Raw genomic sequence first — 19,703 nt, forward strand, 5'->3', positions numbered from 1 at the left:
AAGAGAACCGCATGTATCGTAATGTCTATGCGCAGACGGTGGAAGACTCTCCCGCCGCGGCCCGCGTGCGTGAGCGCGCCTTGATCGAGCGCGCCATTCGGCTTCTCGCGGTCGCAAAGGTCAAGGGGGTGAGAAGCAGCGAGTCGTTCGAGGCGACGGCGAACATGCGACGAATCTGGACCGTGTTCATCGAAGACCTCGGCAGCGACGGGAATGCGCTTCCAGAAGCGCTTCGCGCCTCACTCATCTCGATCGGCCTTTGGGTTCTGCGCGAGCTCGAGGCGATCGATTGTGGCAGGTCGGACAATTTCGACGGCGTCATCGAGATCAATCAGATGATTGCCGATGGACTGAGCTGAGGGCGGCATGAATATTTCGTTACGGCGGGGCGAAAAGCTCTATCTCAATGGCGCGGTCATCCGCGCCGATCGGAAAGTCTGCATCGAGCTTCTCAACGACGTGACCTTTCTGCTCGAGAATCATGTGATGCAGGCGAAGGACGCCACATCGCCGCTGCGGCAGCTCTATTTCGTCGTGCAGCTGATGTTGATGTCGCCCAACGACACGACGGCGGCGTTGGATATGTGCCGCAGCATGCTCGCCTCGCTCAACACCGCCTTTCCCGATCCGCGAATCCTCAATGGATTAGCGCTGGCCGCGAAATATGTCGACGACAAACGAATGTTCGATGCGTTGAAGACCATTCGCACGCTGTTCCCCTTCGAATCGGAAATATTGGTCCCGAGTTCGGCGCAGGACAGCGGCAAGGCAGCCTGAGGAGGCGATACTGTGACCGTGACTTCGACGACCTCCATCACCAATGCGACCGCGACGACGAGCTCGAGCGCGACATCGTCCACCAGCAGCTCCACGCAGACGCTCGGCTATGACCAGTTTCTGACGCTCCTCGTCACAGAGATGAAGTATCAGGATCCGACCAAGCCGATGGATCCGACGCAGACAGTATCGCAACTCGCGTCGTTTTCGTCGGTGGAGCAGGCGGTCAAGACGAATGCGACGCTGACGTCGATCTTGAATTCGAATTTGCTCACTCAGGCGAGCTCTTTCATCGGCAAGACCGTGTCGTCCTCTGACGGCTCGACCTCCGGGGTCGTCGCTTCCGTATCGACATCGAGTTCGGGCGTGACGGCGACGCTCACCGATGGATCGACGATCTCTCTTGGTTCGGGCGTCACAGTGCGCCAATGAACGAGGCGGACGCACTCGAGATCATGCAGCGCGCCATCTTCACCGTGCTCGTCGTCTCGAGTCCGGTCGTCGGCGCGGCCATGGCGGTCGGCATCGTGATCGCGCTGCTGCAGGCGCTGACGCAGGTCCAGGAAATGACCTTGACCTTCGTGCCGAAAATCATTGTGATCTTCGTCGCTCTCGGGCTCTCCGCGCCTTTCCTCGGCGCCCAGATCCAAGCGTTCACCGACTATGCGTATTCGCGTATCGAGAAGGGATTCTGAGGGCGGCCACGCCCGCGACGTCGCGGGGCGTTCGACGCCGCTGGGAGCGAGATGATGACCGACGTCGCATTGGCTGGAGGCACGCCCGAGGGACGCGCCAAGGACGTCGGATTCGCTCTGGCGATCATCTTCATCCTCTGCATCTTCTTCCTGCCGATCCCGCCCTTTCTCATCGATATCGGCCTCGCCTTCTCGATCGCGCTCGCCGTGCTGATCTTGATGGTCTCGCTCTGGATTCAGAAGCCGCTCGAATTCTCCGCCTTTCCGACGATCCTCCTCGTCGCGACGATCCTGCGCCTTTCGCTCAACATTGCGACGACGCGCCTCATTCTGGGACATGGCGCGGAGGGCACGGCGGCGGCGGGCTATATCATCGCCGGCTTCTCCAAGCTGGTGATGAGCGGAGACTTCGTCATCGGTCTGACCGTCTTCTCGATCATCGTCACCGTGAATTTTCTCGTCATCACCAAGGGCGCGACGCGTATCGCAGAAGTCGGCGCGCGTTTCACCCTCGATTCGATCCCCGGCAAGCAGATGGCGATCGACGCCGATCTTTCCGCCGGGCTGATCGACGAGAAGCAGGCGCAGTCGCGGCGTCGGGAGCTCGAGGAGGAGAGCTCCTTTTTCGGCTCCATGGACGGCGCATCGAAATTCGTTCGCGGCGACGCCATCGCAGGCCTCATCATTCTCGCCGTCAATATTTTCGGCGGGATCGTCATCGGCGTCACGCGGCATGGCATGCCGCTGTCGAGCGCCGCGGATGTGTTCACCAAGCTCTCCGTGGGCGAAGGCCTCGTCTCGCAGATTCCCGCGCTCATCGTTTCGCTTGCGGCAGGTCTTCTCGTTTCGAAGGGCGGCACGCGCGGTTCGACAGAGCAGAATATCGTGCGTCAGCTCGGCAATTATCCGAAGGCGCTGTATGTCGCCTCATCCTTGCTGTTCGTGCTGGCGATGATGCCCGGTCTGCCGCTCACGCCTTTCATGCTGCTCGGCGGCGCCATGGCCTTCGTCGCCTATTCGACGCCGAAGCAGGCCGCAAAGCTCCGCGCCACCGAAGAGGCGAAAAAAGCCGAGGATGATCGGCGCGCGCAGGCGGAAGCCAAGGATTCGATCCGCGAATATTTGAAAACGCCGGGCGTGGAGCTCTGCCTCGGCAAGCAGCTGTCGTCGCGTCTGTTGATGTCGCAGGACGAGCTCGCGCATCGCGTCGGCAAGATGCGCCGCAATTTCGCCAGGCAATATGGCTTTGTGATACCGGAGATCAAGCTCACAGACGATCTCGCGCTGAAGCAGAAGAGCTATCAGATCAAGATTCACGGCACCGTGGTCACGACGCAGGAACTGCAGCTCGGCCAGCATCTCATCATCGTCGGTCAGGGGCGCCAGCCCGATCTTCCGGGTGACGAGACGGTCGATCCGGCCTTCGGCCTCAAGTCCTTCTGGATACCGGACGCGCTTGTCGCCGAGGCGCGCCGTGACGGATTCGAGCCGGTCGATCCGATTTCCGTGCTGCTCACCCATCTTTCGGAAGTGCTGCGCAATAATCTTTCGCAGCTCCTGTCCTATCGAGACGCGCGCATGCTTCTCGATCGCCTCGAGCCGGAGTATCGCAAGCTCATCGACGAGATGGTGCCCAATCTCATCTCCAATTCCGGCCTCCATTCCGTGCTCAAGCTGCTGCTCGCCGAGCGTGTGTCGATCCGCAATCTCGATCTCATCCTGGAGGCGGTCAGCGAAGTGGTTCCTTACGCACGTCGCGCCGAGCCGATCGTCGAGCATGTCCGGACCAGGCTCGCGCCGCAAATTTGCGGCGAGGTCGCGGTGAATGGCGTGTTGAGCGTTTTGCGCCTCGGCGCGCGCTGGGATTTGTTCTTCCACGAGAGCCTGCGGCGCGACGCCAAAGGGGAGATCGTCGAATTCAACGCCGATCCGTCGCTCATCGAGCAGTTCGGCCAGGAGGCCGGCGCGGCGATTCGCGAGCGCATCGAGCGCGGCGACATATTCGCCGTCGTGACGACTCCCGAGGCGCGGCCTTATGTGAAGATGATCGTAGGGCGTCTTTTTTCTGCGCTGCCCATTCTTTCGCATCTCGAGATCGCCCGTGGCGTCGAGATCAAATCGCTCGGAACCATTTCGTGACGATGGGGCTGACGGGCGTCATCACGACGCTGTTCGTGCTTTTTTGCAGGATAGGCGCATGCATCATGACGATACCCGGCTTTTCGAGCCAGAGGGTGCCGGTGCGCGCGCGGCTCTATATTGCGATCGGCGTGACGGTCGCATTGGCGCCGGCGCTCGCCGATGTCGTCGCGCCTGTCGTGGCGGAGGCCACTCCGGGCGGCGTGCTGTTCGTGCTGCTCAGCGAGCTTCTCGTCGGCGTGATGATCGGCTCGATGGCGCGTCTCTTCTTCTTCGCGCTCGAGACCATGACAACGGCCGCTGCGATGACGACGGGGCTCGGCAATATTCTGGGCTCGTCGGTCGAGGAGGCGGAGCAGCTTCCGGCGATGAGCTCATTTATCATGCTCGGCGCCACCACGCTCGTTTTCGTGCTCGATCAGCATTGGGAGATGATTCGTGGGCTATTCGCCTCCTATTCCGCGATCCCGGTGAGGGACGGGCTGCCGGCCGATGGAATGTTGCGGGAGTATATGAAGGTGCTGTCGCAAGCTTTCCTGCTGGCGCTGCGTATCAGTAGTCCGTTTCTCTTGTTCGGATTCATCGTCAATCTCGCCTTCGGCTTCCTCAACCGCATGTCGCCTACGGTGCCGGTCTATTTCGTGTCGACGCCGCTTCTGATCGGGCTCGGCGTCTATTGGTTCTATGTCATGGCGGATGATTTCTTCACGGCTTTCTCCTCGGCGTTCGGCGCCTGGCTCTTGTCGGGATAACGGCGATGAATTGGAAAAATCAACGGCGGATTCTCGCGGTGCATGAGCAATTGCATCGCATCGAGGTCGGGCGATTGTCGCGTCTCGAACGCAAGGCGCGAGAGTTGAAGGAGGAGGAGGCGCGAATCGTCGAATGTCTCAATGGCAATCGAAACATGATCGCGCTCTTTCCCGAGGTCGTTCTGCAACGACTGAAGTCCAATATCCGGCAACAGCAGGAGCTGCTCAAAGAGGTCGATCGGCAAACGAATGTGACCATGGAGCAGGCCAAGCGCGTGAAGCAGGCCGAGCGACTGGTCGCTGACGCCGAGATGGAGCGAGAGCGCGTCTCGGAGCTGGAGGCGCTCGCCGAGATCATCGAGCATTACGCGACGCCGCGGGACTTCAGCGCGCCGTAAGACTCTTCGCGTAGAAGAGACTTTGTCGAAGGATTGGAGATGCATGTCGATCTTTCCCGCTACCGATCTCGTCACAGAAGTCGCAAAGGCCGCCGATCCGACGCGTCGCGATGCGGCGGTCGCGCGCCTGAGCGAGATTTCGAAGGCTACGCCGAATTCGGTCGACGGCTTCGCGACTCTCATAGCCGACAATCACAAGGCGCCGCCGTCGCCGAAGCCGTTCGTCGCATCGCCGATAGCGACAAATGGCTCCGGCGCCACTGGGTTGTCGAGCATTCGTCCCGGCGAAGCGACGCAGAAGTTCGAGGCCTTCATCATTCAATCCTCCCTGGAGACGATTCTTCCGAAATCGGACGGGGGATTCTTCGGTCGCGGCACAGCGGGCGACGTATGGCGGTCGATGATCGCCGAACAGATCGGCGATCAGATCGCGAAAGCTGGCGGACTTGGCCTGCGTAAGCTTCTCGATCACGATTTGTCGACACGCGCGGAGCGCTCGAAGACGTCGTGATCTCGTTGGTCGTCTCCTCGATCGCGATTCGCCTTGGTTTGACTGGATTTTGGACATGGTTGCCTATCGGAACAGCGATGAGAGATCGAACGGAGCGCCATTGCGGAGCGATCACGCTCATGAGGCTCGGCGCGCCGCTTTTATCGGTTGCGTCGATCGACTGACGCGTCTCATCGAACGTGAGAGCGAGGCGCTACGGACGCGGGCGAATGTCGATTTCGAGGACTTCAATGCGCGCAAGACCCATGCGCTGCTGGAGTTCTCCCGCGCTTCTCGCGTCTACGCCGCGCCGCGTTCGGCGACGATCGAATCGAAAATCGAAAATCTGCGCGCCACGCTCCTCGAGAATGGGAAGCTGTTGGAGCGCCGCCTTCGCGCGATGCGGGAGATTGCCGGCATCATGATCTGCACGATCGAAATGGCGGAGTCCGACGGGACCTATTCCACCCGTTCGTCGAGGGACCGTTGATTTTGGAGCCGAGCCGATGATGCGAATGGTTTTGATCGGAATTTGGGCCTGTGTGGTGACGCTCGCTTCGACCTTCGGCGCGTCCTACTGGAAATCGCATCGTAGCGCGCCGGCGGAAGCGGTTCCGCATGCGGAAAAGCTCGAAGTCAAGAAGGTCAAGCCGATCACCGTGCCGATCATCTCCGAAGGAACGTTGAAGGGCTATATTTCTGCGGAATTCGCCTATGTCGTCGAGGCATCGAACAAGGCGCATGGCGGTGGAGGCGGCGCCGTCGATGCGGACAGCTATGTGATGGACGAGGCGTTTCGGCGTCTTTACGCCGACAATAGTCTCGATTTTCGGCGGATCGAGAAATATGATCTCAATTCGCTGACCAAGGAGCTCACCAAGAGCATCAACCAACGGCTCGGCGCGGATCTCGTGCGGGAGACATTGGTGAAGAGCTTCGCCTTTGTGCCGAAAGACGATATCCCGCATTGAAAAAAAAGCCGACCAGCGAGACGCCGGTCGGAACCTTCAGCGGATTCGAGATATCGAGCTGTCGATCGCGGGGTTCAGCCGACCATCATATAGCCGAGGAAGCGTTGGGAATCGATCGGATCATAGCCGAGGCGGGCGCGCAGCTTCTTACGCAGCTTGCTCACATGGCTTTCGACGACATTCTCTTCGACCACGTCGTCGAAGAGGCCGTAGACCGCGTTGAAGATTTGCGACTTGGTCAGACGACGGCCGCGATTCATCACGAAATATTCGAGAATTCTGCGCTCACGGCGCGGCAGGTTGAACGCTTCGCCACGCACCAGCGGATCGCGACCGTCGAAGAACACCTGCATCGGCCCGACGACGGCGTAATCGCGGCGCGTCTCTGCGCGACGTCGAATGGCGTAGACGCGCGCGAGAATCTCCTTCACATGAATCGGCTTTCTCACCACATCGTCGACGCCGGCGGTGAACAGCCCCAGCGTCTGCTCGAGCGATGGCGCCTCGTTCATCGCGATGACCGGCGCCTGCGAGCGCTTGCGAATGAGCTTCGGCAGCTCTTCGCGCTCCGGGCATTCGCCGATCAAAAAGGCCTCCACGGCGAGCATATCCGTCTCGACGGCGGAGTCGACCCAATCGATGAACTGCCCGGAACAGAATCCCGCCGAGGAGATTCCCTCCTGGCCGAAGTGGCGCGCATACCCACTCGTCACCAGTTCACGCTCGTCGACGATTATGAACATTGCCGTCCCCTTGACATCCGTCTCGCCCTGGCAATCTGCGCGAATCACTATAGCGACTACTTAGCCGCATCGATTCCACGACGTCAATGAAATAGTAACCATATAAAGTAATGCTTCCTTCATCAGCTTCGCGTCCGCGCTGCGGTCGTCGAATCGGGCGCCGTGCAAGCCACACGCAAGGCGGATCGGGCAGCCTGCGCTCCGTCAAAGATCGACGTCGAGCCAGATCCCGAGCCAAAGCCAATGTCAAATTTGCGAAAGGCGCTCCCGCTCGTCGCCGCGGCGGCGTTCGTTTCCTGCGCCTTTGCTGTCGGGGCGGAGCAGAAGAAGGCGGAGCCGATCGCGAGGGACGAGCCTGCGCGGGTGCGGGAAGCGCGCGCTGCGCCGCCGGCGCCCGACGCGCGTCAATATTGCGCCGATGTCGCCGCGGCCGCCAGCGCGGCGCGCAATGCGCGGCAGGAGAAGGAGCTGCTCGACGTAGAGCAGCGTATCGCCAAGCGGACTGCCGAGCTCGAAGCCAAGCGCGCCGAGCTGCAGGACGTCCTCGATCGCTACGACACGCTTCTGAAGCAGACGGACGAAAGACTCGTCTCCATCTATGGACGCATGCGGCCGGAGGCGGCCGCGGCGCAATTCGCGAATATGGAGGAGGACATGGCGGCGGCGATGTTGATGCGGCTCCAGCCAAAGCAGTCCAGCGCGATCCTCAATGAGATGGACGCCTCCCGCGCCGTTATGCTGACCAAGAAAGTGGCCGCATTGTCGAGCCTCGTCGGCGGTGGGAAGAAGCAATGAAGAAACTCGGCGTGGCGGTCGCTTCTGTCCTCGCACTCTCTGGATGCGCCGCCGATCCGCGCGACATCGGGCGCGAGCCGCATATGAGCCCCGTGGGCAGCGGATTCTCGGCCTATGACGATCAGCTGCCGACAGGCTCGACGCGTCCGCCTGCCCTCGGACCGCAAATGCGGCTCGACGAGAACAGAGTCAATCTCTATCGCGACGTTCGGGCCATGACCGTCGGCGACGTCGTCACGGTCAATATATCGATGGACGACAAGGCGGTTCTCGGTAATTCGACGGATCGCTCACGCGACTCCAAGATCAAGACGACCTGGTCGTTCTTGTTCGATTTCCTCGCCGGGGCGTCCTCCGCGCCGCCCGAGCGGAAATGGACTGGTTCGGTCAATAATGATCTGCAGTCGAGCACATCGACGCAAGGGCAGGGGTCGATCAATCGGTCCGAGCAGATACGCTTGTCGGTCGCCGCGGTCGTCACCGCCGTTTTGCCGAACGGCAATCTGATGTTGCGAGGATCGCAGGAGATCCGCGTGAATTACGAGCTGCGGGTGCTGACGATCGCCGGCATCGCGCGGCCGCGCGACATCGGCAAGGACAATATGATCTCCTACGACAAGATCGCAGAGGCGCGCGTCTCCTATGGCGGACGCGGCCGATTGTCGGAGGTGCAGCAGCCCGCATGGGGCCAGCAGGCCTACGACATTTTCGCGCCGTTCTGAGACAGGGGGAAAGGATCGTGGCCGCGCCGCCTGGCTCCACCACCGCGCAAGCGCAATCGTCGTCTTCCGGGCAGCTGGCGCTCGCGCTGATCATCGCGACGGCGCTCGGCGCCGGCGGCGGCGGCTTCCTCGGCTTCACCTTGACTGGCGATCCGACTGCGAGCGGCAAGCCGGCCGCCGCCGAGCCGCAGCAGCACGAGAGCGCGGCGCCGAAAAAGAGCGCGGAGCCGGCGGATAAGGGACATGGCGGACACGGCGCCGCCGCGCCTGCCGAGGGCGCCGCGAAAGACGGGGCCGCGAAAATGAAGCTCAAGGAGCTCGCGCCGATCGTCACCAATCTCGCGGTTCCCGAGACCGGCTGGGTGCGTCTTCAGGCTTCCATCGTCTATGATTCCCAGGCGGTGCCGCAGCCCGACATTTTGGTCTCGCAGATCACGGCGGACATTGTCGCCTTTCTGCGGACGATGACGCTCGCATCTCTCGAGGGCTCGGACGGCCTGCGTCGCCTGCACGAAGATCTGACCGATCGGGCGGCGATCCGCTCCGAGGGGCATATTCAGGAGGTCATCATTCAAGCGCTGGTCGTTCAATGAAACGCTGTGCCGCGATCTTCATTCTTCTCCTGGCGCCGACGGCCGCCGTCGCGCAGGGGTTCGATCTCAATGCTCTGCTGCCTTCCGGGGGAGGCGCGGCGAGCGGCAAGATCGTGCAGCTTCTCGTCATATTGACGGTCCTCTCCATCGCGCCGGGCCTGCTCATAATGGTGACGAGCTTCACCCGTTTCGCCATCGCCTTGTCGTTTCTGCGCAGTGGATTGGGGCTGCAGAGCACGCCGGCCAATCTCGTTCTGATCAGCCTGGCCTTGTTCATGACCTTCTATGTCATGGCGCCGACCTTCGACGCGGCCTGGAAGGACGGCCTGAAGCCGTTGATGGACAACAAGATCACCGAGGTCGAGGCGTTCGACAAGATCTCGCAGCCGTTTCGGCGCTTCATGATCGCCAATGTGCGCGACAAGGACATCAAGCTGTTCGAGAACCTCGTGAAGGACAAGGCGACGACCGGGGACTATGACAAGCTCGGCCTCCAGGTGCTCGCCCCGGCCTTCATGATCTCGGAGCTGCGCCGCGGATTCGAGATCGGATTTCTCATCGTCCTGCCCTTCCTCGTCATCGACATGATCGTCGCCGTGATCACCATGTCGATGGGCATGATGATGCTGCCGCCCACGGCCATATCGCTCCCGATAAAAGTGTTGTTCTTCATTCTCATCGACGGCTGGAATCTGCTCGTCGGCAGTCTCATTCGATCCTATTCCTGAGAACGCCTCGGGGAGGCGCCCGCAGCCGCGAATGGCGGCTTCAAATCCCTGTTAGGCCTTCATTAATCGCATTTTATGCGACTTGTGGCGCTCCTTCGCCCTCCATGTAATATCCGATTGTCCGGCGCGGTTATGCGAGACCGCAGGCGCGCCGTCGACAGAGTTCTTCGGATAGGGCAGGGCGCCCAAGGCATGATGCCGCTTCCGTCGAGCCGGTGAGTTTCCGGGATGTCGCGTTCACCTCATCCAAGGATCGACGAGTCATGACCAGCATTTTGACCAACGCCTCCGCCATCACCGCTCTGCAGTCGCTGCGCTCGGTCCAGTCGTCTCTCGCTTCCACCCAGAAGGAGATTTCGACGGGCTTGAAGATTTCGTCGGCCACCGACAACGCCTCGACCTGGTCGATCGCTCAGACGATGAAATCCGATCAGGGAGTTCTCTCGACGATCAGCGACTCGCTGTCGGTCAGCTCCTCGGTGCTCAACGTCGCCACGGCCGCGGTGACCAACGCCATTTCGGTCGTCAACAACATCAAATCCGCCGTCGCGCAGGCCGCTCAGCCCGGCGCGGATCTGGCCAAGATCGGCACGAGCCTCACGGGTCTCAGCGATCAGCTCAAGAGCATTGTCAGCTCGGCGAATTTCAACGGTTTGAATCTGCTCGACGGCTCGCGCAGCACCTTCAACTCCATCGCCTCCTATAGCGACGGAACCGGCACTTCGGCCTCGGCGCTGAACACGATCAACCTGTCGGTCTCCGCCCTGATCGGCGGCGGCGGCGCTTCTCCGGCGGTTGCCGCCGGCGCGGGCATATTGGAGGCGGCTCAGGCCACCGGCGCCACTGCGGCGACGAATTTCACCAGCCTCTCGTCTTCCGACGTCGCTTCGAGCTCGACGATCACCGACACTTTGTCGAACGCCGACAAGGTGGTCGCGGATCTGACGCAATATGCGTCGAAGATCGGCGCGACGCAGACCAGCGTCAATGGACAGGCCGCCTTCGTCAAGACCCTGAACGAAGGTCTGACGGCGGGCGTCAGCTCGCTGGTCGACGCCGACATGAACGAGGCTTCGACCCGCCTGCAGGCGTTGCAGACGCAGCAGCAGCTCGGCGTTCAGTCGCTGTCGATCGCCAATCAGAACAGCCAAATCATCCTGCGCCTGTTCCAGTAATCCGCCACTCTCCAAATTCGAAAAGAAGCCGCGCCCTTCGGGGCGCGGCTTTTTTTTGTCGCGCGCGCGACGCTGAGGCATTGCCCGTTTAGACCTTTATTAAGGTTATCTAGTTAGGTTAACCACCGTGCAGGCTGTGCTGTGTAACCGTCGAAACCGACATGGTTTCGACGGGTCGTCGAGTGGACTGGCTCCCGCGATGTCGTGGCGCTCCGCCGATGACTGCTTCGGATAGGGTTGTTCCAACCCAAAGGCATGATGCCGTTTCCGTCGAGCCGGTGAAATTCCGGGATGCCTTTCGTCACTAGTTTCACCCCAAAAGGGATCGATGAGTCATGTCCAGCATTCTCACTAACCCCTCGGCTATCACGGCCCTTCAATCGCTTCGGGCGACGCAGCATGCGCTTGCGACGACGCAGAAGGAAGTCTCGACGGGTCTCAAGATTTCGAGCGCCACCGACAACGCCTCCACCTGGTCGATCGCCGAGACGATGAAGTCGGATCAGGGCGTGCTGTCGACGATCGGCGACTCGATGACGGTGAGCTCGTCTCTTCTCAATATCGCCCAGACCGCCGTCACCAATGCGATCTCGGTGCTCAACAACATCAAATCGGCGGTCGCGCAGGCCGCGCAGCCCGGCGCCGACACCGCCAAGATCGGCACCAGCCTCACCGGCCTCAGCAATCAGCTCAAGAGCATCGTCGCCTCGGCGAGCTTCAACGGTCTGAACATTCTGGACGGCTCGCAGTCCAGCTTCGCCTTCATCGCCTCCTACACCGACGGCGGCGGCTCCACGGCGTCCGCTCTGAACACGATCAACCTCGCCGCGACCGCGCTGATCGGCGGGGGCGGAACATCGCCGGCCGTGGCGGCCGGCTCTGGCATTCTCGAAGCCGCTCAGGGCACTGGCGCGACGGCTGCGACCGATTTAACCAATTTGTCGACGACGGACGTCAGCTCGGCGTCGGTCATCACGGACTCGCTGACCAACGCCGACAAGGCGATCTCCGATCTTACCAAATACGCGGCGCAGATCGGCGCGACGCAGACGACGATCACTGGCCAGGCCGCCTTCGTCAAGACGTTGAACGAAGCGCTCACCAATGGCGTGAGCTCGCTGGTCGACGCCGATATGAACGAGGCCTCGACCCGCTTGCAGGCGCTGCAGACGCAGCAGCAGCTCGGAGTTCAGTCCCTGTCGATCGCGAATCAGAACAGCCAGATCATCCTCAAGCTCTTCCAGTGAGGGTTCCAACGCTTCGAGCAAGGGTCTCGCCGTGGCCGGCGAGACCCTTCCTCGGATGAATTGAGACGAGTGGCAAAGTTCGCGCAAGCCACCCGCTGCACATTGGGTCACCGCATCGCGTCAACCCGATGAAACGCCCCCGATGGATCGCCTAAATCAGCTGCGAGACAATCTGCTCGGACTAGGTCCCCGCAAGCTCGCCGCCCTCGCCATGATCTTTGTCCTCGTCCTGGCGGTAACCGGGGTCGGGGCATATTATCTTTCGCGTCCGAATTTCGAAGTGCTCTATGCGGGCCTCGATCGAGAGGATGTGAGCCGTATCGGCGCCGCCTTGAAATCGAGCGGTATTCCCTTCGATATCAATCCTGAGGGCAATGCCGTCTCGGTCCATTATGGACAGACCGCGCCGGCGCGCATGATGCTCGCCGAACGCGGACTGCCGCAGAGCGCCAACGCCGGCTACGAGCTCTTCGACAAGGTCGGATCCCTCGGCCTGACGTCCTTCATGCAGGAGGTGACGCGCATTCGTGCGCTCGAAGGCGAGCTCGCCCGCACCATTCAGCTGATTCGGGGCGTGAAGGCGGCGAGAGTCCATATCGTGCTCGCCGACGAGGGCTCGTTCCGCCGCGCCAAGCAGCCTGCTTCCGCCTCGGTCGTCATTCGCACCGAGAGCCCGGATGATTCGAAAGCCGCTCACGCGATCCGGCATCTCGTCGCCGCCTCGATACCCGGCATGACGGTCGATCAGGTGACCGTGCTCAACACGGATGGCATGCTGCTGACCACGTCCGAAGGTGACGAGAACGACGCCGTACCTGGAAAGACGCTGACGCTCGAGCGCACGGTCGCCAAGGACATACAAGACAATATCCGCCGCACGCTCACTCCCTATCTTCGCTTGTCGAATTTCCAGGTCAGCGTGCGGACGCGCATCAACACAGACCGCAAGCAGACCAATGAGACGATCTTCGATCCAGAATCGCGGGTCGAGCGCTCGGTGCGCGTCGTGAAAGAGAATTCCACCTCACAGAACAACAGCACGACCGGCGCCGCCGGCGCGGACCGCAACATTCCACAGGACAACAAGCAGGCTTCCTCCTCCGAGGGCAAGCAGTCCAACGACGAGAACAAAAAGAACGAAGAGCTCACCAATTTCGAGCTCTCGTCCAAGACGATCACGACGGTCAGTGGAGGCTATACGGTCGAGAATATCTCGATCGCGGTGCTGGTCAATCGCGCGAGCCTCGGCGGCCCCGGCAAGGATGCGCCGAAGTCCGACGCCGTCGAGCGGCAGATCAAGGAAATCGAGCAATTGGTCTCCACGGCAGCCGGTCTCCACAAGGAGCGCGGCGATACGGTCAAGGTTTCGGCCGTGGAATTCATGCCGAACGAGAACGACATGGGGCCGGTCGAGGCGCCGGGATGGGCCGACGCGCTCACCCATCAGCTCGGCTCTGTCATCAACGCCCTCGCGCTGGTCGCCGTCACCGTGATGCTCGTCGTCTTCGGCCTGCGTCCAGCGACCCGCGCCCTGCTGGCCGAGACGCCGGCGACGGCCATCGCCGCGGATACATCGTCGATGCTCGACATCGACGATGCCGTCGAATTGCCTTTCACGCCGCTCGAAGCGCCGGAGTTCACCATGGCGGCGGCCGCGGACACCGGGCTCATCGAAGACATCGCCAATCAAGAGAAGTTCACTCAGCAGAAGCGGCTCGAGCAGTTGATCGAAGCCGATGAGATGCAGGCCGTGGCGATATTGAAGCAGTGGATGTATGCGGAAGGACGCGTCTGATGGCGCGTTCGGTCGCCTTCTATCTCCCGCGATTCGACGAAGCGCCGAAGAGTCTCGCGCCCGAGCCGCCCGCGCCCGTGATCGACTTCGTCGAGGCGGAGCCGGAGGCCGAGCGGCCGGAGGCCGAGCCGGAGGACGCGCCGCCGGTTCTCACGGATGAAATGCGCGAGCAATTGCACGAGGAAGGACGCGCGGCCGCCAAGGCCGATTGCGACGAGAAAGTCGAACGAGAGCGCGCGGCGTTCAACCAGCGGCTCGAGGAGGAGAGGCGGCGCTGGTCGCGCGAGGAGAGCGAGCGGCTCGGTCGCGAGTTTCGCGATGCGCTCGGGCGCTTCTCCGCGCGCATCGGCGACGACGTCGAGCGCATTCTCGAGCCCTTCGTGGTGCGCGAGATTCGGGAGAAGATGCTGGTCGGCCTCATCGAGACTTTGCGCGTGCTGATCGCCGATCGCGAAAATCCAGTCGTCCATCTGAGCGGGCCGGTCGATCTGCTCGAAGCGATCTGCACGAAATTGCACGGCGACGACATCGCGACCAGGATCGACGATGTCGGCGGCGTCGATGTGCGCGCGCGGCTCGATGCGACGACGATCGAAACGCGCCTCGGCGAATGGATGGCGCAGCTGCGCGAAGGAGACGAGGCCGCATGAGCGATCATGAGGAAAGCGAGATTATCTACATCCGCAAAAAGCACGGCGAGGAAGAGGAAGGGCATCACGGCGGCGTCTGGAAGCTCGCTTTCGCCGACTTCATGACCGCGATGATGGCCTTCTTTCTGGTGATGTGGCTCATCAACTCGACCTCGAAGGAAACCAAGGCGGCGATCGTCCAATATTTCAATCCCGTCCAGCTCATCGATTCCAATCCTGCGCATAAGGGGCTTCGCGATCCGGCTGAAGGCGGTCAGGGAAAGAGCCAGCAATCCAACACCGCGCCCGATAAAGGCGCGACGGCCTCGGCGCCGCCGACGCCTTCGGAGAAGGACAGTCCGCAGCGCGAGGCCGCTCTCCTCTATGACCCGATGACGACGCTCGACGAGATCGACCGGAAGTCGTCGCAACCTTCGTCCTTCGGCGATCCTTTCGATCGCAGCGCGCATGGCGTCGGCTATGTGGACGAGCGCATCGAGGACAATGGCTCGCCCGACAAATCGACATCGGCCGAAGCCGCGGAGGGTCCGCGCGCCAAGCCGGCTCCTTCGACGCCGCAGAGCAACGCCAAATCTTCGGCGCCGTCGCGTTCGACGGTGGCGGCGCTGCCGTCTGTCGAGGACAAGAAGGGCGAGGCGTCGGCCGCGAGCATGAAGGCCGCCGTGGAAAAGGTCGTCAAGGCCGAGCTCGCCACGCTGCGCGCCGCGCCGCATGTCGAGGTCGCGGAGACGCCGGAGGGGCTGCTCATCAGCCTCACCGACGACGCCAATTTCTCCATGTTCACGGTCGGCTCCGTCGAGCCGCGGCCGCAGGCCGTGCGCATCATCGGCCAGATCGGCCAGCTCCTGGCGAAGCAGAGCGGAGAGATCGAGCTGCGGGGACATACCGACGGACGCTCTTACAAATCGGCGACCTACGACAATTGGCGTCTCTCCTCGGATCGCGCGAATATGGCCTATTACATGCTCGTGCGCGGCGGCCTTCCGGAAAAGCGCGTCGTCAAGATCGCGGGCTACGCCGACCGTCGTCTGAAGACGCCGAAGGAGCCGCTCGCGGCCGTCAATCGCCGCATCGAAATCTTGCTGCGCAGGAGCGAAAGGTGAGGAGCTTTGCGCGAGTCGTCGTTCTGGCGACCGGCCTGATCATTGGTCTCGCATCCTGCGCCGAAGCAGGAGAGCTCACCGAGCAGGTGAGGGCGCTCAACACGCTGCAAGGCTCGATGGTGCAGGGAGCGCCGGGAGCGCGCGGCGCGATTCCGGCGCAGATCGAGCGCATCGAGCAGGTCGTGGCGTCCCTCGACGGCGAGGCCTGGAAAGAGAAGAGCAATTCGACGGCCGCGGCGATCTTCCTGTTCTGTGGCGGGCCGTCCCGTTCGATCCGCAAAATCCTCGATGCGCATCTCATTCCCGAGGCCGATGCGCCGCTCGTCGCGGGCGCGGTCGCCTATGCGGAAGGGCGTAGCGAGGACGCCGCCAAGCTGCTGACGCCGATCGACGCGCGGGCGCTGACGGACACGCTCGCGGCGCATCTGGCGCTGATACAGGGCGGATTGCTGATCGCCACCGACAAGACGAAGGCGCGCGAATTATTCGATCTCGCGCGGCTGCTGATGCCGAGCTCGCTCGTCGAGGAGGCGGCGCTGCGACGCGAGCTATCGCTCGTCGACGTCGCGCAGGACCCGAATAAATTTCTGGTTCTCGGCCGCCGCTATGGCGCGCAATATGCGAAGTCGCCCTTCTCTCGCAATTATTGGGACGAAGTGCGCGCGGCGACATTGCGCGCGGCCGCCAATGGCGACGCCCCCCGTCTGGGAGAGTTTCGAGCGATGATGAAGGGGGCCTCGCCCATGTTGCGGTTCGAGACGCATATGGGCGTCGCGCGTCACGCCATTCTCAGCGGCCGCGTCGCGCTGGCGACGACCGAAACGCAATATGCCGGACCTCTGGCCGATTCCCCCGCCGCGCGCGCGCGCGTCGAGCTCTATCGGGCTGCGCTCGCCGGCCTCGCTGGCGACTTCGAGACGGCGGAGGCGGAATTTCAAAAAATCGACCCGAGGATTCTTCCCTCGGCCGAGGTCGAGGTGCGCAATATCGTGACCGCTGCGATCAGCCGACTTCAGGGCGCGTCGGACGGCGTGTCGTCGGCCGCGCCGGCCGCGCCGGAGCCCGAGGACGCGCGCCCGGAGTCGACGGTGGAGCGTTCCGCGCGGCAGGCGTTGACCGACGCCGATGCGCTGCTGCAGCGGGCGACGCGCCGATGACTCTCGACCCTCTTTTCTCCAATCTGGCGACGGGCCGACTGCTCGGTCGACAGACCGACTCCGCTTCGCAGGGCCAACGTGAAGCGAATGGCGCGGATGCCCGCCAATTCGCTTCGCTTCTCTCCGATCTCGACGATCGGACCGCTCCCGCGGCGCGCGTCGCGGTCGACGATGCGACCGCTTCTACGACCGACGGCTCCGACGATCGTCCCGCGCGACGGTCTGCGACGGACGAATCGGCCGCCGCCGAATCGCCGAGCAATGCGCCGGCGCAGATGCAGGCTTTCGTTGCGGTTCCGGCCTTCGACATGAATTGGTCGCCCTCCGTAAATCCGCGACCCGCGATCGCCCGCTCCAACTCTGAATCATCGACCGCAGACGCTGCGCCGACGGGCGAGGATGGGAGCGCGCCGGTGGCCGAGGGACGTCCGCCGTCTGTCGGCGCGCTCTCGCATCCATCCAACGCCTTCGCGACCAATTTGCGCTCGGCGGATGATGTGCGCATAGGCGCGCGCGCGCCATCGGCGGCCGCGCCCACCGACTCGCCTCCGGCGGCGGCGCCGGATTCGGCTTCGACGCGGCGATCGACCCATGATCTCGGTGTCGGGCCTTCTGCGGCTTCGACTGCGACTGTGCGAACGCCGCGCGCAGCGGGTGCGATGTCCGACGTCGTTGCGATGCAGGCGCGCGGCGCATCGGCCCGACCTTCGTCCGAGTCGACGCCTGCGCCTTTCACGATCGCGCCTTCGAGCCCCGACATTGGTTCGACATTCGGTCGGATCGCTGTCGAGCCCACGACGAATGTCGCGAGCGAGAGCGGCCGAGCCTCTCTCGCGTCCGGCGGCGAAGGAGCCGATGTCGTCACGACGACGGATCTGCGCGACGCTTCGGCCGCAGAGGCTGCGCCTTCGCCGGCTTGGAGCGCGGCGGCGCAGCGGCGACAACCGCTCACAGCGACGGCGGCTGTCGACGATGCGGCGAGCCCGCGAACGCAACAAAGCGTCGACACGGATCGGCGACCGATCGAGCCTGTCGATCCGAGCGCGGATATCGCGCCTGGATCGCCGTCCGTGGCGGCGACGCCGCCTTCCGTCGACAGGTCGGCGCAAGATTCGACGTCGTCGCTCGCGAGCGCCTTCGATGCCGAAGACATAGCCTCGATCGCATCCGCTGGGGTCGTCGACGCTCGGAGCGCGACGCAGTCGACTAGGTCATCGGCGACGCGAGGCGGAGACGTCACCGCTCCTTCGAGCTCCGACGCGTGGGGCCTGACGCAGTCGCCCCCGGATGCGCAGAGCGCGCTGCGTCCGGTCGACCGCGAAATTGCGTCGAGCTTCGACCGGACATCCGCCTTTTCGCTCCACGAGCCAGGATCCATCGAGACGAATGCGCCGCAGACAGCGGCTTTCGAAAGGTCGCCATCGGTTCGAAGGTCGCCGAACGAAGCGACATTCGTCTCCTCGGCCCGCGACAGCGCCAGTTCGTCGAGCGAACCGCAAAGCGTGTCGCCGACGGCGCCTTCTGTCGCGGCTGCGCGGCAGGAACTCTCGAGCTCTGCGCTGCGGCCCGACGTCGAGCCGTCGACGCCGCATGCGGCCGCAATGGCGGATCGGGGCCTAGAGCGCTTTCCGATCGAACGGAATCGTTCGATCGATCAGAATTCGCTCCCAAATAGAGAATCACGAGCGTCATTCGATCCGATTGGATCGGATGACGCTCTCGTCATTGCGACCGACTGGCGGAACGATTCGGAGCGCGTCGCTTCGGCGCGCGTGCAGAATGCCGAATCGTCCGCGGCGCCATTCGAGGGCGCGCTCCGGTCTGCCGATCCGGCCGGTGGAGCATCGGAGCCGGCGACGTCCGGGGTGACCAGGACGCAAGCCGGCGCGGGGTCGACGATCACGTCCGACGTCGCGTCTGCGACGACATATACAAATGCTTCTCCCGACAGAGCCCCTGTCTCCTCATTCGATTCGACGAATGTGTCGACGACGACATATGCCGCTGCGGCGCAGAGGCAGGATTTTCGAGCCTCGGGTCCGCAATTGGAAGGCGCGCCGGCGACGCCGGCTGTCGCGACAGATGATGATGGAGGCTCTCTATCGCCATCCGACGCGTACCGCGTTGCAATGTCGGCCTCCGCTCGATCTTCGGCTTCGACACAGAACGATGCGAGACCGACGGAATCGTCCGAGCTTCGGGCGCCGACGCCGCGCGTCGACACGGCTTCGGGCGCGAGCGCTTTCGCGCCATTCGATTTGCGCGGGCTTTCGACGTCCTCGGCTGCTGCTTCGGCGCAGGCGCGCGACGCTGCGGGTTCAGTGCCTTTGCCCGATGTCCTGGCCTCCACGCGGCGCATCGATGCGGGCCGCGACGAAGGCGCGTTCTCGCAATTCGATCTACGCAGCGCGGCAAGCGCGGCTGAACCCGTATCGCCGCAGCCGCCGATCGCTGTCGGCGGCGCGCTTTCGTCTGGCGATCGATCTTCGAGGCCGCGCACCGATACGAATCGCGTCGAAGGCGCATTCTCTCCGTTCGATCTGCGCGGCGGGCCTGCGTCGGCGCCTTCCGCTTCTGTGGGGCAGCCCGCTTTTGCGAGCGTCGCGCCGCAATCCGATGTCGCGCCCTCGGCGCTCCGTGCGGCGGTCGCCGGCGACCAGCGTCCGATCTCGTCCTTCGATCTGCGGAACGCATCTGCGAGCGCGGAAGCCGCTTCCACGCAGAGCCAGGATTTTGTCGCACCCGCATCGCACGAAATCGCGTCGACAACTCA

General features: G+C 63.0%; 23 protein-coding genes. 20 read left to right on the forward strand and 3 right to left on the reverse strand.

Annotation, left to right across the window (positions count from 1 at the left end; translation table 11 throughout):
- The first annotated feature begins 11 nt into the window (after positions 1-11).
- From flaF to AC6IY7_RS12720, 7 genes are all read left to right on the forward strand, one after another.
- A complete protein-coding gene (flaF, locus tag AC6IY7_RS12690) occupies positions 12-359 on the forward strand; it encodes a flagellar biosynthesis regulator FlaF (protein WP_497779548.1) in 348 nt (115 codons plus the stop codon).
- Positions 360-366: 7 nt separating this feature from the next.
- The gene (gene flbT / locus AC6IY7_RS12695; RefSeq protein ID WP_497779549.1) at positions 367-777 is read left to right on the forward strand and encodes a flagellar biosynthesis repressor FlbT; all 411 of its coding nucleotides are present in this window, start codon (positions 367-369) and stop codon (positions 775-777) included.
- A gap of 18 nt (positions 778-795) precedes the next feature.
- Entirely contained in the window at positions 796-1,209 is a 414-nt protein-coding gene (gene flgD / locus AC6IY7_RS12700) for a flagellar hook assembly protein FlgD (protein ID WP_497782836.1), read from the forward strand.
- Entirely contained in the window at positions 1,206-1,472 is a 267-nt protein-coding gene (gene fliQ, locus AC6IY7_RS12705; RefSeq protein WP_497779552.1) for a flagellar biosynthesis protein FliQ, read from the forward strand. The genes flgD and fliQ overlap by 4 nt, the downstream gene beginning before the upstream one ends.
- Before the next feature lie 54 nt (positions 1,473-1,526).
- Positions 1,527-3,611 (forward strand): flagellar biosynthesis protein FlhA, encoded by a 2,085-nt coding sequence (gene flhA / locus AC6IY7_RS12710; RefSeq protein ID WP_497782837.1) that lies wholly within the window; start codon positions 1,527-1,529, stop codon positions 3,609-3,611.
- A gap of 65 nt (positions 3,612-3,676) precedes the next feature.
- The gene (locus AC6IY7_RS12715) at positions 3,677-4,363 is read left to right on the forward strand and encodes a flagellar biosynthetic protein FliR (RefSeq protein ID WP_497779554.1); all 687 of its coding nucleotides are present in this window, start codon (positions 3,677-3,679) and stop codon (positions 4,361-4,363) included.
- A gap of 5 nt (positions 4,364-4,368) precedes the next feature.
- Positions 4,369-4,761 (forward strand): hypothetical protein, encoded by a 393-nt coding sequence (locus tag AC6IY7_RS12720; RefSeq protein ID WP_497779555.1) that lies wholly within the window; start codon positions 4,369-4,371, stop codon positions 4,759-4,761.
- A 192-nt stretch (positions 4,762-4,953) separates the two neighbouring features.
- On the opposite strand, the gene AC6IY7_RS12725 is transcribed toward AC6IY7_RS12720, so the two are convergent.
- Positions 4,954-5,079, reverse strand: a complete 126-nt coding sequence (locus AC6IY7_RS12725) for a hypothetical protein (protein ID WP_497779558.1) — start codon at positions 5,077-5,079, stop codon at positions 4,954-4,956.
- Between the two features lie 82 nt (positions 5,080-5,161).
- On the opposite strand from AC6IY7_RS12725, the gene AC6IY7_RS12730 reads away from it, so the two are divergent.
- The 3 genes from AC6IY7_RS12730 to AC6IY7_RS12740 all read left to right on the forward strand — a co-directional run bounded on the left by AC6IY7_RS12730 (position 5,162) and on the right by AC6IY7_RS12740 (position 6,222).
- A complete protein-coding gene (locus AC6IY7_RS12730; RefSeq protein WP_497779560.1) occupies positions 5,162-5,272 on the forward strand; it encodes a hypothetical protein in 111 nt (36 codons plus the stop codon).
- Between the two features lie 100 nt (positions 5,273-5,372).
- Positions 5,373-5,741: a hypothetical protein gene (locus AC6IY7_RS12735; RefSeq protein ID WP_497779562.1), complete on the forward strand. Its 369-nt coding sequence runs from the start codon at positions 5,373-5,375 to the stop codon at positions 5,739-5,741.
- Positions 5,742-5,757: 16 nt separating this feature from the next.
- On the forward strand, positions 5,758-6,222 hold the full coding sequence (locus AC6IY7_RS12740) for a flagellar basal body-associated protein FliL (protein WP_497779564.1): 465 nt from the start codon (positions 5,758-5,760) through the stop codon (positions 6,220-6,222).
- Between the two features lie 74 nt (positions 6,223-6,296).
- Here the strand turns inward: AC6IY7_RS12740 and AC6IY7_RS12745 are convergent, their stop codons facing one another.
- A complete protein-coding gene (locus AC6IY7_RS12745; protein WP_497779566.1) occupies positions 6,297-6,965 on the reverse strand; it encodes a response regulator transcription factor in 669 nt (222 codons plus the stop codon).
- A 243-nt stretch (positions 6,966-7,208) separates the two neighbouring features.
- On the opposite strand from AC6IY7_RS12745, the gene AC6IY7_RS12750 reads away from it, so the two are divergent.
- From AC6IY7_RS12750 to AC6IY7_RS12795, 10 genes are all read left to right on the forward strand, one after another.
- Positions 7,209-7,760 carry a MotE family protein gene (locus tag AC6IY7_RS12750; RefSeq protein ID WP_497779567.1) on the forward strand — a complete coding sequence of 184 codons (552 nt, stop codon included), beginning with the start codon at positions 7,209-7,211 and terminating at the stop codon, positions 7,758-7,760.
- Entirely contained in the window at positions 7,757-8,482 is a 726-nt protein-coding gene (flgH, locus tag AC6IY7_RS12755; protein WP_497779568.1) for a flagellar basal body L-ring protein FlgH, read from the forward strand. The genes AC6IY7_RS12750 and flgH overlap by 4 nt, the downstream gene beginning before the upstream one ends.
- Positions 8,483-8,499: 17 nt before the next feature.
- Complete coding sequence (locus AC6IY7_RS12760; protein ID WP_497779570.1) at positions 8,500-9,075, forward strand: flagellar basal body-associated FliL family protein; 576 nt, start codon at positions 8,500-8,502, stop codon at positions 9,073-9,075.
- Entirely contained in the window at positions 9,072-9,803 is a 732-nt protein-coding gene (gene fliP / locus AC6IY7_RS12765; RefSeq protein WP_497779571.1) for a flagellar type III secretion system pore protein FliP, read from the forward strand. Before AC6IY7_RS12760 ends, fliP begins: the two co-directional genes overlap by 4 nt.
- Positions 9,804-10,066: 263 nt before the next feature.
- Positions 10,067-10,978 carry a flagellin N-terminal helical domain-containing protein gene (locus AC6IY7_RS12770; protein WP_497779573.1) on the forward strand — a complete coding sequence of 304 codons (912 nt, stop codon included), beginning with the start codon at positions 10,067-10,069 and terminating at the stop codon, positions 10,976-10,978.
- 335 nt (positions 10,979-11,313) lie between these two features.
- Entirely contained in the window at positions 11,314-12,225 is a 912-nt protein-coding gene (locus AC6IY7_RS12775; protein ID WP_497779575.1) for a flagellin N-terminal helical domain-containing protein, read from the forward strand.
- Positions 12,226-12,367: 142 nt separating this feature from the next.
- Positions 12,368-14,020, forward strand: a complete 1,653-nt coding sequence (fliF, locus tag AC6IY7_RS12780; RefSeq protein ID WP_497779577.1) for a flagellar basal-body MS-ring/collar protein FliF — start codon at positions 12,368-12,370, stop codon at positions 14,018-14,020.
- Complete coding sequence (locus tag AC6IY7_RS12785; protein WP_497779579.1) at positions 14,020-14,670, forward strand: hypothetical protein; 651 nt, start codon at positions 14,020-14,022, stop codon at positions 14,668-14,670. The genes fliF and AC6IY7_RS12785 overlap by 1 nt, the downstream gene beginning before the upstream one ends.
- Entirely contained in the window at positions 14,667-15,773 is a 1,107-nt protein-coding gene (locus tag AC6IY7_RS12790; protein WP_497779581.1) for a flagellar motor protein MotB, read from the forward strand. The genes AC6IY7_RS12785 and AC6IY7_RS12790 overlap by 4 nt, the downstream gene beginning before the upstream one ends.
- On the forward strand, positions 15,770-16,930 hold the full coding sequence (locus AC6IY7_RS12795; protein WP_497779583.1) for a MotC family chemotaxis protein: 1,161 nt from the start codon (positions 15,770-15,772) through the stop codon (positions 16,928-16,930). Before AC6IY7_RS12790 ends, AC6IY7_RS12795 begins: the two co-directional genes overlap by 4 nt.
- Positions 16,931-18,584: 1,654 nt before the next feature.
- Here the strand turns inward: AC6IY7_RS12795 and AC6IY7_RS12800 are convergent.
- Entirely contained in the window at positions 18,585-19,649 is a 1,065-nt protein-coding gene (locus AC6IY7_RS12800; RefSeq protein WP_497779585.1) for a hypothetical protein, read from the reverse strand.
- Positions 19,650-19,703 lie beyond the last annotated feature (54 nt).

The organism is Methylosinus sp. is20ea (assembly GCF_059718135.1).